Consider the following 14,631-nt stretch of genomic DNA (forward strand, 5'->3'; position numbering starts at 1 on the left):
GTTCTTCATCCCTTTATTAGTTCCAAGATAGACTGTAGTCTCTTCGGAATTGTAGGTGAATAGTAATTATTTATTTTTACTAAAAGTTTGTTTAACTGAGCCTTATCATGAATTACATAGTAATAGTTAAGTAGAATGAAGTAGCATTCTTCTGAATGCGGAAAATACGATATTACCTTTTCCGACAATTGAACAGCCAGCTTTTGCTTATTATTTTCCCAATAAAATAATGCTAATTGTTCATAAAACAAGACTTCTTTTGGAAACTTCTTAATGGCATTTCTCAAAAGTGTTTCATACGCATCTTTCTTTTCCTTCAGAATCGTATCAGAAACAACATCGCTCGCAAGATACTCTTTATATGTATAAAGAATATTCTTGTATCCTTGTAAACTGCTCTTTTGGCTCAGTGATAACTTCATGTTATGAATGGTTGCTTCATAGCGCTTATTCATTAAGTTTAATGCTGTGGCTGCATAGTGCGCTGTTTCTCTATTTTGCTGCCCAACAGCTGCTTTTAAATACCTTCCTTGTTCAGGTATTTTATTTTCCATCAAGCGAACGACTAAATCTTTCCCGAGATCATCGACTGTTTGCATAGCTGCATAAAAAGGAATAGCTTCTCTTCTTTTTAGTGAAAGTAGTCCAATCTCATTAAAGTTATTTACATAAAAACGCTCATGATGAATATAGCGTCTTTCCTTCCCCCTGCTATCAGAAAGTTTAATAACCATCCAAACACCTAAAGCGCCTATGACAGGGACAACTGAACTAATAGCCAATAACCAAAAATACTCTGTTTTCCTGTCTTGTTCACCACTCTCTTTCTGAAAAAAGCTCTTTATTACCAAAATAATCAGGATGTTTACTGCATAGAGAAAAATGAAATACTTCACCATGTTAATTCAGAACTCCCATCACAACCTGTTGTAATCGATCCTCGATGACTTTTACATGATCTTTAGAGGTTCCTGGCAATAAAATAATTAAGTTGTTAGATCTAGGATAATAAGCAACTAAGTCGATTTCCCTTAAATACTTCCTAAGTGATGTTTCTAAAATCTGCAGGTCTGAATTGGCTAAAGGCTTTGTTTTAAAATGAACATAACAATAGGGTACTTGAAATTCTATCAATCTCGCTTTTTCAATCTCAATCCGTTCTTTAAAAGAAGATGGCTTAAATACTTTAGTATGTTGATAATACTGTTGTTGTTCCTGCTGCTCAGACTTGTGCCAAGTCTTCGTTAATTGTTCCGAAATAATTTCAATCAGCATATGTAACATAGAAAGCCCTTCATTGCTCAACCGAGAAAGATCTAGCTCTTGTATGACAATAATCTGTCTGATTTGATTGTTGATCTTTATCGGAGCTGCCAATAATGGAGCGTTTTCTTCATCCGTTATACGGCGAATTGTAATACTTTCATCCTTAATCAATCTTTCGTAAAACATAGGTGCTGAATCTATGAATATCGTCTGAGGAAGAAGCTTTTCTTCCCCTTTACGTACTTTTACGCGTAAAGCTCTTAAACTTTGATCAACATGATATACACCAAGGGATTTAGCACCATAATAAGTCTCGAGCGTTTTTGCCACTTCATTAATAAACATCTCTACATGATCTTGATCAAGTGCTTGCAGCATCTTATAAACATTAATCATTGTCATTTCTGATGCTAGAACTTTTTTCTCTAGAACATCATTTGTTTCATTAACTGTGTATAAGGTCGTAACAGCTTGTTCAAGTTGTACTTGGAGCTCTTCTCGCTCCGCCTCTTTATCTTCATACCTTTCTCTGTAACGTGTAGCATAGATTCCACTTATATAGGCTGTTAGCAAGTATATAATGGCAAAGATAGAAAAGTTGCCAAAAAAGATAAAGGAGTAAATATCCTCCTTACTGCTCCAAGCATTTACTATGTGAAGACTTAGAATAATACCTGAAATAAATAAGCCGTACAGAATTCCATACCGTATACCGATTAAGAGAACGAGAATAGCATATGGACTTGCTGATAACTCTGAAAAAGAAAAAACGAACAAATCTATGATATATAGGATGGCTGAAACCACTAAAAGTTCTGACCACTTAATCCAGCTATTTTTATTGTTATACATAGACGCTACTCCTGACTCCAATTTAAAATCACCAAATGAACCAAATATATCCAAAATACAACTTGATAATATTACCAAATTAATACTTAGCTTTCAATAGATGGATACTATAATATCGGTTAAAATAAAGTTTCCTATATATTGAAGGGGCACAAATTACACATAGCAAGTGGACTATTCAAAAAGGTACGACCGCCACTATATAATTAAATATATTTTTTCTATATTTTGTTATTATATTGATAGGATATTATCTTACTAAATGAGGATGATTCTCTTGAAAAAACTAATGTTTTCGATCTTTATTGCATGCCTGCTATTCGTATTCCCTTTTACAGCCAAAGCTGCATCTCTCTCTGCTACAGAGAAACAAGTGAAAGTCGCAGCAGAAGTCAGTAGTGTTCTTCATCAAAAATATACGAAGAATCTCGATTTCAGTACATTAATTACAACTCCTTACAATAAAGCAAGGTATGAAGTGGCAAAAGCGAAGAGAATGGTAGATTCGCTTCCAAATACGGACAGGAAAAAACAATTGCTTACTCAAGTGGCTGGGTATCAGAAAGTCGTACAGAATGGCAATGCTTACAACAATGCCGTGCGAACCTATCCGATTTTACTAGACTATAAGACGAAGCACCTTGATCATTACCTATCTGATGAGCCTTTTTATAAATGGAGATCCTACAATTATTTCAATTACAAACTTAGCCTGCTCCAGCCTAATTATGACAAGGTGTATGGAAAGGATATTCAGCAAGCATTTAAGGAGCGCTATTTAATTCCAATTAAAAAATCCCGCGATGAAGTGTATTACATCATAAGTGCTGATACACATCTTGACCGTGCCGAAGCATCTATTTCTAAAAACACAGAGGAAGCACAACGACGTTTAGATTTAGCAACAGCTTGTATAAATAAAATTGAGGCACCAAAAAGAAAAGCACTCCTTGAAGAACGAACTCATCTGTTACAAGAGTTGCTGGATGATAAAGTAAGCGGCATTAATGACACATTCTATGTTACTAAAAATAGTAATAACAAAATGAAAGTTACTTTTAATCATGAAGGCGAGATCAGACTTTGGATTGCTGACGCAGAAAAGTACCCTACTTATGAGTCACTTAAATCTGCAGTCGGGACAGAAGTGTATGGTCACTATTCTAGTAATGATTGGGGAAATACATTATCAGCATTTACCTGGACATACCGTGATTGGAGCGGTGCCTATCAAATGAATATCGTTCATGGGTATTGGGATTCTTATCTTGACCCGATTAATGAGTCAAACGAAAAAATAATACCTGTAGGCAAAAAGATTAGAATTGTTTTAGAAGTTGTTCAGAGTGATGGAGAGATTATCGTAAGAGAAGAAGTTGTACCCATGACAGAAGAGTTATATGGTAAATCTTTGGTAAACTAATCATGTGAAAAGTAAAACCCAGCCGAATGAGTCTTCGGCTGGGTTTTTCCTATTAAAACTCTACATTTAATGTGTAAGGGCTAAGACTAGCATTTCGGTTCGTATCTTTTACCTCAATGTAATACGTGCCTTTCTTGAGGTTCGTGAGCAATACTTCATCGTCTCCTAGACGATAATAATCAGCACGCTTCACTAACTTTCCATCTTTGTAGATGGACATGACAGCATCTACATCATTTTTAATATCTAATGTAAGCTTTGCTTTACTGTCCTTCGTAAGCTTTAATGCGTACCAATCTGTATCGCCATTTGTTACACCTGCATTTAAGTAACCTGTTGCTGTCCATTTCTTGCTGTTCACTTTTTTCAGTGAAAGGGGCTTAGATGGTTTGTAGTTACGAACCACCGAGCCTGCATCCTCATCCTTCATGTTAACCGGTGCAACTTGTGCTGAGTAAGGAATTAAACTAGGGTTAGGAGATTCAGTCATGCTTACAAATGCAATAACGTACCCCTTCCCTTTTTTCGCTAAGAAAGAGCCGCTAGAATGACCCATATCCCAACCTTTTTCCATGTAACGAATTGTGTCAAATTCACTATCATCTACTTTACGGTTATTATTCTTGTCTTCAAAAACGATAGCCGCGCTGTAAATCGTTCCTAGTAATTCAGCAGGATACTTCTTTTTCAAGTCATTCGTTACAGGATAGCGATCAATATTAACACCAAAGAGCGTATCTTTGCTTCCTGGTTTTAAATAGAATACATCCATGTCGTTCTGCATCGCGAAGTTTCCAGAGAAACGTTTAGCTGGAAGATTCTTTACTCTTTCAAGCTTATCATTGTTCTCATACTTATCTTCTGGATTCTTAATCTTCAGTTTAGAACTGAACGAATATTGATCAAAAGAGATACTGTTTTCGTTAAACGGATCATTCATCACTTTTACATAGTATGTTTTATTTTTGCGCAGACCTACTAACATCGTTGAATTCATCTTGATTCCAGACCAATCCCATGTGTAGTTAGCTCCGATTTGACTAAGGTCAGTAAACGTATTACCATCTTCATCCGTTAGTTCGATTAATTCATACATTTCTAATGCTGGAATGTTGCCGTTCTTCGCAAAAGAAAAATCGTAGATTCCTGTTTCACTTGGTGTAACTTTAAAGTAATCCTCATCTTCTATCATTTGAAGATAACCAGCAGCTTTTTCACCAATATTGTATTCTAGTGCTGATTCTTGAATCTCACGCATCATTCTCTCATATTCATCTTCTTCATCTTCTACATCATGCAATACATCTCGAACTGCCTGTTTCTTTGCAACATACTCTTCTGCATCGATTTCGCCTTCTTCAAACTCTTCCTCAGGCATTTCTTCTTCAAGAAGTGGATAGTTATCCTCATCTTCAGGAAGAACTTTGCTTTCCATTGTTACCTCATATGGAAGATTAGACGAATCAAATTCTCCTTCAGCACCCTGATACATCATTTGTTCGTTCATGAAGAAGTCAAACATAAAATCGTTATACTTCATCATGTTAGATGTAGCTACAAGATACTCTATGCCAGGCTCTGCTTCGAACACAAGGGTCTCCCCTTCACCATAACCTCGAGAGTTTGAGTAATACATAGGCTCTTGGAACTCTTCTTCATCCTCATGAGATGGTTTAGCTGCCATAGTACCTGATGTTTTTTCCTCGCCTTCTTCTCCTTCACCATCTTCCCCTTCAGCTGGTGGGAAGAATTGCTCGTTAAGATATACGTTCAAACTTGTATCGATTCCGGGAACCGCTGTTGTTTTTACGCGCACCATCTGTTTTTCATCAACAGAAATCTTGAAGTAGTCTTCGTCTCCTTCTTCACCTGTAAACGTTAAGGCTTTTTCCTTAGAAGAATAAGGGAAAGAATCTACAACTAGAGGGTTCTCAAGATCCACACCGTCTTCTGCTAGTTCATTGCTTCTCTCGATGTTTAGCTTGAAGTGAGACAAACCTTTACCTGAATCATCAAAACTTCCGTTTGCGTCTTTAATTCCGATCGCTAATGTACCAGAGTATGGAATCTCCAGCAATTTTCCTTCAGGCTTACCTTCGCGAACTTGGTTGACTTCTTCGATCAGTGTTCCATCTTCACTATATAAATGAAGCTTATACTTGTAGTCGTATGGAGCTGCACCTTGTAAAGAGGTTTGAATGAATTCTCCTTCTTTTACAGGAAACTTAATCCACTGCTCTTCGTTAGCTTTTGTAATTTTGTTTGAATATGGAGACTTCCCATCTACCAGTTTAGCCGCTTTAAGAATCTCACTTTCAGTTTTTGGATTCTTAACTGATGCAGGAATCTTCTTCACATCAAACTTTAACGCGTCAACAGGATTAACGAGTCCATTTCCAAACTTCGTATCAAATCCTTTTGCACCAAGATCTTTTGCCGTGTGCTCTAGTACATATTCAACCTGAGCTGGCGTAAGGTTTGGATATTTTGTTAACAATAGTGACGCTACTCCTGCAACAACTGGTGAAGCCATGGATGTTCCACTTAAATAATCAAAGCTTGATTTACGTTCAGCTTCATAGATTGGAGCATAAACATTTTCACCAGGCGCTACAATATCAACAGACGGTCCGAAAGTTGAATAGCTAGATAACTTATTATCTTTATTGGTAGAACCAACGGAGATAACTCCTTCAAAAGCGGCTGGATAGTTTAGTCCATCATCTCCGCTGTTTCCTGCAGAAGCTACAATCGTAATGTTCTTTGCGATTGCTTTTTTTACAGCGTCTTCAATCAAAGGTGAAGGCATTCCGCCGCCAATACTCATATTGATAACTTTTGCACCGTTATCTGTGGCATAAAGTATCGCATCTGCGATTGCAAAGTCATAAGCACCGCCCCCACGGTCAAAAACATCAATATTTAGAATATCAGCGTTAGGGTTAACACCATAACCGCCGATTCCGTTATTTTTCTTCGCTGCAATGATTCCAGATACGTGTGTACCATGGAAATCTGGAGCCGGCTGATTAATTGGACTCACCGTGTTATAACCTGGTAATAGCTGTCCAGCAAGATCAGGATGATTTCTGTCAGCTCCCTGGTCAATAACAGCTACTTTAATCGATTTATTTCCGACTAAACTTTGCGCTTTTTCTAATTGTAAGAGAGAAAGATGATATTGCTCTTTCACCTTAGGGTCGTTCGTGCTTTGTGTTGTGTACATAGCACTCGGACTCGCTAACTCTACCTTCCCCATTTTTTGATAAGCTTTTAGGACTGTATCAATTGTTCCTTTTTTCTTAATCTTAACCACTGTATAGTTCAACTTACTGATTGTTTTAATCGGTGTTGCTCCAGCACGGTTGTGTTCACTTGCAGAAATCGGTCTATTATATTTAACGATTAATGTATCTTCACTAATAGCCGGTTTCTTACTTACCTTTTCTTTGCGTTTTTCTTCAAGAAATTTTGATATGTACGAGTTTGAAAGACTAACTTCTTTTCCTTTCGCTTGTACATTAACCGTTGAAAATCCTGTTCCTACTAAACTTGCACATAAACCTAATATAGATAGTTGTTTTTTCCAGTCTAGCATCTCTTTCCCCCTACCAACAATTTACTCATTTTGGAAAAATAAGTTAATTAGATTATAGCAGATTAATAGGTGAAAAGTAGTTACTAATTGCCTATAACCTACACTCTATTTTTCGACAAAAAAAAAGACCAAAATGAATAGTGAATTCACTTTGGTCCATTATTTATTATAGCTGTGACATTCGCATTAAATCGGTTTCCGTGCCTTGAATAAGCAGAGGTTTTTTTGTTGGGTCCATCCATTGCATGAGTCTTAATACATTTCCTTCATGAAGTGCTGTGCAACCTGCTGTTGGACTCGTACGATCTCTCCAAACATGAAGAAAGATAGCACTTCCTTTTCCAACAACAGGTTTCTCATTGTAACGTATGACTGTTGCGTATTTGTATAGAGGATGATTGAGTCGTTCGAAAGATTTCCATTTCGAGTACGGATTTCCTTCATAGACTTTCCAGCGATTATAATCTGCTGACGTCATATCATCAATCCAATAATCATAAGCTGTTGTTTTTTTATAGGATAACTTCATTCCACTTGGTTTCGTTACAGAACCAAATCCCTGACCCATAAAGTACATACCTGCCGGTGACTTGCCATCTCCTTCTTTCTTTTGAGCAGATATACCGTTCTTTCCTAAAACTGCAGGATAGGTATACACCCTTTTCCATGAAGAACCATTGTATTCATATGCAGCTAGAACGGCCTTAAAAGAAGTAGAGCTGTCTGCCTTCACAAGGATAACTTGCTTTGAACCTTTTTTCGAAAGTGCATGTGACAATAATTGTTTTTCATAAGGAATCGTTGTTACCGCTTTTGTTTGGAACGGGTGTAATAGAGTGGAAGCAAAGAACGACAGGATAAATAGAACTATTTTTTTCTTTTGCATGAAATTATCTCCTTTACCAATTAGTTTAATAGTATACTAATAATTGCGAATCAGCACATATTTTAGGAGGGTCATATGAAAAAAATAATCGCCTTTATGTTAGCTTTCTCTCTCATTCTTCCCATGATGAGCCAAAAGGCTGAAGCTGCAGATTATGTAAATTTGAATGCAACGGCTACATACACAGGCATGACGGCAGACATAAAAGAATTATCAACGAAATACCCTGGACTTATTACATACAAATCATTAGGAAAAACGGTTTACGGCCGCCATATCTGGGCTGTGAAACTTGGTAAAGGTGATGCTACCGTCTTTTACAACGGATCTCATCATGGTCGTGAATGGATAACAACGAACATTACGATGGAAATGCTAGACCAATACGCGAATGCTTACAAAAACAAGACAACTTTCGATGGCTACAATGTTTTTAATCTATTAAATGATGTATCTATCTGGTTCGTTCCAATGGTGAATCCGGATGGCGTTACCCTACAACAATACGGGCCGAACGCCTTCCCTTCTACTGTGAGATCGAGTTTAATTAAGATGAACAACGGAAGCACGAACTTTAAGCGTTGGAAAGCTAACGCTCAAGGGATCGATCCCAACAGACAGTATCCCCCAGGATGGAGCAGTATTGAAGGGCCTACATCTCCATCTTATAAGAATTACAAAGGAACAAAGCCGCTTCAAACGAACGAAAACCGACTGCTCTATAACTTCACTTACTTCGTAGATCCTGAGGTAACCATCTCTTATCACTCAGCAGGACGAATATTATATTGGCATTATAATAATACGGCAGAAAACTACACACGTGATTATAATATGGCAAAAGCCTTCTCATCCATGACTGGTTATTCTTTAGTAGCACCTGCTCCAGGTGGTGGCGGTGGCTATAAAGACTGGTTCATCAGTGAATTCAAACGTCCTGCATTTACACCTGAGTTAAGTTATGCGGTAAATGAAACAAACCCTCCATTATCAGTGATTCCTGAAGAATGGAGAAGAAACAAAAAAGCAGGACTCTATATTGCGAATGAAGGAAAAAAACTTTGGGAAGGTAAGCTTACAAAAACGAATTATTTAATCACTAAATTTGATAATACGTATTTGTATGACCGTCCTGGTACTCAATATAAATCAACACTACGATTTAATGCTCAGCCAGCAACCGTTATCGCTGAAAAAGGAAACTTTTTTAGATTAAATACTGTTCATGGTAAGAAGTGGGTGTCTAAAGGAAATTATGTATTGGGATCTGTTACTAGCTATTCAACTCCGATGCCTATTTTATTAACTGAACCTCTAACATTATATACACTTCCGTTAACGAGTAAAGTGACTAGCAGCTCCGCTCCTGCAGGAGAATATAATGCGGTTAAGTCTTATAAGAACTGGTATGCTATTCAAACAGCTAGTGGTGTCAAATGGGTTCAAGCTAAAAATGTAGTATTAAACTATAAACCAGTAGCGATCAATAAGCAGATTAAACTTACAACCGTGAAGAATTTGTATACGTACCCGTTAGAAGTAAGAAAGACGCCAACCGTTCTTCAGCCAGGTACAGCTAAAGCGACTAAACAATGGAAAGATATTTGGTATTACATTGAAACGCCTCAAGGTAACGGCTGGGTAAAAGAATATACGGCACAATAAAAAGAAGGAGCCTCTAGGGTTCCTTCTTTCATTTTATACAGTTGTTTTTACGGTACGTGTTTTTATATTTATTACACGTTCACCGGTAAATGACTTGTTTTCACCGGTAAAGAGCAGATCACCACCGGTAGCAAAGTCATTAGCACCTCAACCAGTGTACTAACCACCTGTAAAGCTCACTTCTTCACCTAAGAAGTCCAATGCAACCCTAAATCAGTCTCAGTATAGTACTATTTAAACAAAATCTCCCTGCTATATTGCTTTCCAACGAGAAGATCATATTGGAGCATCTGATAATCTTTCAATAATTGCTGCTGTTTTTTAGAGAGCGCAAACTCTGACCGTTGTTCATTATTAATTAACAAACCTGGCTTAATTCCGGGAAGCTCACTCTTTACCTCATCTAAGAACGTATAGAAAGGCGGCTGTTCAAGTCCTGCCAAATTAAACAAAGTTGGCCCAATAAAGGAAGGACTCATCACTTTCAAATCTTCACGTGGCACATCATAGTTTGCATACATCAACAATGGTGTTTCAGAGAATTTTTGCAGTTCGACCTTCGGGTTGTATGGCTCCATAAACTTAGCTTCTTCATAGATTGCTTTATTTTGACCGAGAATAGGCAGATGATCTCCCCATAAAACAACTAGTGTAGGTTCTTCGATCGCTTCAAGCTTCTTCACCAACAACTCTAGTGCCCGATCAGATTGAGAGATACCTTCTGCATACGTTTCTAACTCTGCATTGGAAGCAGGACTCAGTCCAGAGACTTTGATGGAATTCTTTTTATATCGATCTGCAGCATATGGAAAATGATTCTGCATCGTTACAGCATGAACAAACATTGGCTTATCATTATTCTTTAGATTATCTAAAATCTCTTGAGCTACCGATTCGTCTGAAATATAGGGACCTGTCATTTCTTTATTTTTCATCGATTCCATATGAAGAAATTGATCGAATCCAAACGTGTCATACACCCTATTTCTTTTATAAAAAACTTTGTTGTAGGGGTGCATAGCCAAAGATTCGTACTTCCTCGCTTCTAAATCACTAACAATAGAAGGAATGAAATCTTTTTGATCGATCAGCTGTTGATACGGAAGAGAACCCGCTTTAAGAAACCTCATCGAAAACCCAGTGAGTGCCTCAAACTCAACATTGGATGTTCCTCCTCCAAACGTAGGTGAGAGAACACTTCCGGAAGAGTACTTCTTCATCAACTCTCGCGTAACAGGTAAAGGATCTTTGCTATACGTGACATTTTCTAGTTTAGTCGGATCCCAAAAAGCCTCACTCATGATGAATACAATATTTGGATTCTTCACATCTCCTTTTTTCGCTGGCTGTTTTTCAGAAGCCTGATCCTGAATTCGATTCGCTATTTCTTGAACAGCTTTCTTGCTATAGCCTGCTGGCTTATCAAAAGCATCCACGTGCAAGTTGGACAAAAAGCCAAATACCATCCCGTTGTCTCGATAGTTCGAAGGCTGGTTCCAACGAACAATCTTCACGTCTGACTTTTCTGCAAGTGCGTTGATATACGTCTTCGGATAATTGAAAAAAGAATAAAAAATGAAAATGGATAAACAAAGCATCAGTCCTCTTGCCCACCATGGTGTTTTGATTTCATTCATTTGCGAATAGATGATTACTAGATAACTAACTATAAGAATGAAAACAAATCCTAGAACGAGCAGTTTCCAAACAGAAAACGCACCAAGTACCATCGGAATAACTTCGAGAATATGAGTAACTTGCTTAAAATCTGATGGATAGAGTGGCTCACCAAGAAACGTCATCTTGTTTGCATGAGTGAGTCCGAAAATAGCAGTTAAGACAAGACTGGTAAATACACTTAAATACAGTCTTCCCGTCATAGATAGAAAGAAAAAATAAAGGAAGAGTAGAAACAAAGAACTTAAAAGAAATATTTTTGTTTTACCTTGTATCCAGTCAATGAATAAATCAATATCCATACCGCTTTGAAAGAATTGAAGGACCCCAAAGAGCATAAATGAAGTTAACCAAATAAAAATAATTATATAAAGGGCTCTTACATACTTGCTGTTGGTCATTTTAGATGCAGCTTGCTCTCTTATAACCTGCATCTTTGAAAACCCACTTAAACTACATAAAAGCAGGAATACTCCGATCGTCACGAATGCAAACTTCTTTGTGTGTAGCTGCCCCCAGTCTATTGCAGTATCTATACGGAATCCATTAAATACCGTAATTATGAGGATCGCACCAATGAGCGAAAGTATACCATGAATGAAAAGTAAAGAAGACATTTGATATATGAATTTTTTCATACCTACACCTTTCTTATATATATTTCATTTCCTTAATTATCCCAGATTAAATAGGAGGAAGATATAAAAATATAAAGTTATATAGTAAACATTTTCTAATATATCCCGATATCAATAAGGAAGTTAAACGAAAACTTCTTAAATCTGAAAAAGGCAAACTTGTTGAAAAGCAAGGACGCAAAACAATGGACCTAACCACTATGTGTATGGTCGCCATGTTGCCAGAGGCTCGTAAGACCTTTGGAAAATCAATAAAGGGGATACGAGTATGAAGAATTACAGAAGTTTTTTTGCTTTATTTGCTATACTAGTATTGGTGATTTCAATGTCTAGCAACGTTAACGCTGCCAAAAAGACTAGCACGTCTAATAAAAAGACTTATGCGACATGGTTATGGCATACCAATAAGATTGTTACAGAACCAGAAGAAGTATTAAGTTTTCTAAAAGCCCAAAAAGTTAATACGTTATACTTACAGATTAATCAAGATATCCCGGTTTCTACCTACCAAGAATTTCTTTCTAAAGCCAATGAAATAGGCGTTAGTGTACAAGCGCTTGATGGGGGACCAGATTGGATTGAACCCGGTCATATCGGACCGAAGCAATTTACAAATTGGCTTTCCAGCTATCAAAAAGAGGCTTCTAAATCAGAAAAATTCACAGGTATTCACCTAGATGTAGAGCCGTATTTGTTAAAAGAATGGAATACGAACTACCAAATTACAGTCAAGCGATATCAGGATCTTTTAGAGAGTTCAAAGATGTTCGCAAAAAAAATGAGGCTTCCTTTGTATGTGGATCTACCATTTTGGTTTGATGAACATAACTACTCAAATTCCGAATTTGGAAAAGGCAAGTTAAGCGAATGGGTAATTCGGAATACAGATGGTATTTCTATAATGGCGTATCGTAATTTTACTCAGGGTCAAAATGGAATTCTAGCTCTTACATCATCTGAAGTGAAATTTGCAACAAAAGTAAATAAAAAGGTCGTTATTTCTATAGAGACAGATAACGTAGATGAACTATCTTACCTTTCCTTTCATCATCTAAGTCACGACAATATGAAAAGCACACTTGATATGGTCGAACAGTCTTATCAACGAGAGAAAAGTTTTGATGGTTTTGCCATTCACCATTATGTATCTTGGAAGAGTTTAACCGATTTATAAAAGTGTAGAACCCTCTCCCCCGACAAAAAGGAGGAGAGGGTTTAATTTTTAATGAACTCTTACTTCCTTTTCATCTGCATTTGGTACCAATCTTATAGAAGAAACGATTAACGCCAACGCTTGAATCACTCCCCATACACGGACTACAGCTAAAAATGGCTGATAGACAAGTGTAAAAAGCGGAACAAGATACCATTGTTCGACTCCTTGCTTGTTATAAGCAACAGGTGCTACTATTGCTATCGTCGCAATCACTATGAGAATTTGTATTCCAGAGAAAATGGCATAACTTGTAAGTACATCAGCCAGAGTCTTCGTTTGAGGCAACAGTACAGACGAAGCACTTTTTAGAAAAACACCTATAAACGCTTGGAACGTAGTGACCAACTTGATGGGTAGCGCTACAAGACCGAGCATTCCTTTTCTCCCATAGTTCTTATTACCAATTGCTTTTTTGTGAACAAACAATGTAACAATTCCGATCCTCATCCACCAAAGTCTTTGCTTTGCTAACTCTTTAACGGTAGGTGGAACATCCGTATAACTGACCGCTTCTGGTGTCATTTCAACCTTACCCAATCGATGGAGTCTAAACGTTATTTCCAAATCTTCTCCAATATTAGGATTTGTATTATATCCCCCGATGCTTAATACATCTTTCAATTTAAAGACTTGAAGTGCTCCACTGCAGCATAATACACCGTTGTAAATCCTTTGGCTTCTACGATCCATTTCCATAGATAGATAATAATCAATGGCTTGTAATCGGGTAAGCACATTTTCTTTTAAATTTAAGACTCTAACATTTGTTGCAGTTGTTACGGCTCTACCTGATATTACAGGTTCAATTGCCTTCAATATAGAATATTCATTGGCCAATTTAGTATCGGCATCTATTCTAACTACTATTGGATATTTACAAAGTGTTAACCCATAATTTAACGAATAGCTGATGGGATTTAGACCTAGGGGTGTTCTTTTTGAAGCTGCAACCACTTGAGGATATTTTTCCGCCAATGCTTCGATAACAGGAAGTGTATGATCAGAACTGTTATTCTCAATTAATATAAGTTCCATCGGCCAATCTAATTTTTGAGAAAGCAACGACAACACCGTTTCCTCAATGGATTCTGCTTCATTATGGCAAGGAACGATAACGGAGACACCGTCAATTACCACGGGTTCAGAGGTATATTCGATTTGCTTTTGTCCTTTTCTAGAATAAAGAGCATTGAGCAACACTGCTACTGGCCGACCAAGAAGCCAAATAAACGTAAGTGCAAAAATAACTGCACTAACAATATCCAATATTTGATTCATCTATTATGTATCCTCCTCGTGTGTAAGAAGAGGAACTTTAGTGATATTCATTAGCTCTTCTTATACCAAAATAATGATTAGCTAATTTTACAACATACACTAAAGATTTACTACAAAAATATATTATTGAAA

The 14,631-nt window shown here is 37.1% G+C and carries 9 protein-coding genes and 1 riboswitch; of the genes, 3 read left to right on the plus strand and 6 right to left on the minus strand.

Annotation, left to right across the window (positions count from 1 at the left end; genetic code table 11):
• Positions 1-5 precede the first annotated feature (5 nt).
• Together ABE65_RS18290 and ABE65_RS18295 are read right to left on the minus strand one after the other, a co-directional pair.
• Positions 6-899, minus strand: a complete 894-nt coding sequence (locus ABE65_RS18290) for a hypothetical protein (RefSeq protein WP_066398128.1) — start codon at positions 897-899, stop codon at positions 6-8.
• A gap of 1 nt (position 900) precedes the next feature.
• Positions 901-2,118, minus strand: a complete 1,218-nt coding sequence (locus ABE65_RS18295; protein WP_066398129.1) for a hypothetical protein — start codon at positions 2,116-2,118, stop codon at positions 901-903.
• 277 nt (positions 2,119-2,395) lie between these two features.
• On the opposite strand from ABE65_RS18295, the gene ABE65_RS18300 reads away from it, so the two are divergent.
• A complete protein-coding gene (locus ABE65_RS18300) occupies positions 2,396-3,541 on the plus strand; it encodes a hypothetical protein (protein WP_066398132.1) in 1,146 nt (381 codons plus the stop codon).
• Positions 3,542-3,593: 52 nt separating this feature from the next.
• On the opposite strand, the gene ABE65_RS18305 is transcribed toward ABE65_RS18300, so the two are convergent.
• Both ABE65_RS18305 and ABE65_RS18310 read right to left on the minus strand, forming a co-directional pair.
• The gene (locus ABE65_RS18305; RefSeq protein ID WP_066398134.1) at positions 3,594-7,139 is read right to left on the minus strand and encodes a S8 family peptidase; all 3,546 of its coding nucleotides are present in this window, start codon (positions 7,137-7,139) and stop codon (positions 3,594-3,596) included.
• A gap of 166 nt (positions 7,140-7,305) precedes the next feature.
• Positions 7,306-8,025, minus strand: a complete 720-nt coding sequence (locus ABE65_RS18310; RefSeq protein ID WP_082861494.1) for a L,D-transpeptidase family protein — start codon at positions 8,023-8,025, stop codon at positions 7,306-7,308.
• A gap of 75 nt (positions 8,026-8,100) precedes the next feature.
• On the opposite strand from ABE65_RS18310, the gene ABE65_RS18315 reads away from it, so the two are divergent.
• Positions 8,101-9,690 carry a M14 family metallopeptidase gene (locus ABE65_RS18315; RefSeq protein ID WP_066398135.1) on the plus strand — a complete coding sequence of 530 codons (1,590 nt, stop codon included), beginning with the start codon at positions 8,101-8,103 and terminating at the stop codon, positions 9,688-9,690.
• Positions 9,691-9,920: 230 nt separating this feature from the next.
• Here the strand turns inward: ABE65_RS18315 and ABE65_RS18320 are convergent, their stop codons facing one another.
• Positions 9,921-12,005 carry an LTA synthase family protein gene (locus ABE65_RS18320; protein ID WP_066398137.1) on the minus strand — a complete coding sequence of 695 codons (2,085 nt, stop codon included), beginning with the start codon at positions 12,003-12,005 and terminating at the stop codon, positions 9,921-9,923.
• A gap of 142 nt (positions 12,006-12,147) precedes the next feature.
• Positions 12,148-12,231: riboswitch (cyclic di-GMP riboswitch) on the plus strand.
• Between the two features lie 42 nt (positions 12,232-12,273).
• Here ABE65_RS18320 and ABE65_RS18325 point away from each other — a divergent pair.
• Entirely contained in the window at positions 12,274-13,179 is a 906-nt protein-coding gene (locus tag ABE65_RS18325; protein ID WP_066398140.1) for a hypothetical protein, read from the plus strand.
• 48 nt (positions 13,180-13,227) lie between these two features.
• Here the strand turns inward: ABE65_RS18325 and ABE65_RS18330 are convergent, their stop codons facing one another.
• Positions 13,228-14,499, minus strand: a complete 1,272-nt coding sequence (locus ABE65_RS18330; RefSeq protein WP_066398143.1) for a glycosyltransferase family 2 protein — start codon at positions 14,497-14,499, stop codon at positions 13,228-13,230.
• Between the last annotated feature and the right edge of the window lie 132 nt (positions 14,500-14,631).

Origin of the sequence: Fictibacillus phosphorivorans (assembly GCF_001629705.1) — a bacterium.
GTDB classification, from domain to species: domain Bacteria; phylum Bacillota; class Bacilli; order Bacillales; family Fictibacillaceae; genus Fictibacillus; species Fictibacillus phosphorivorans_A.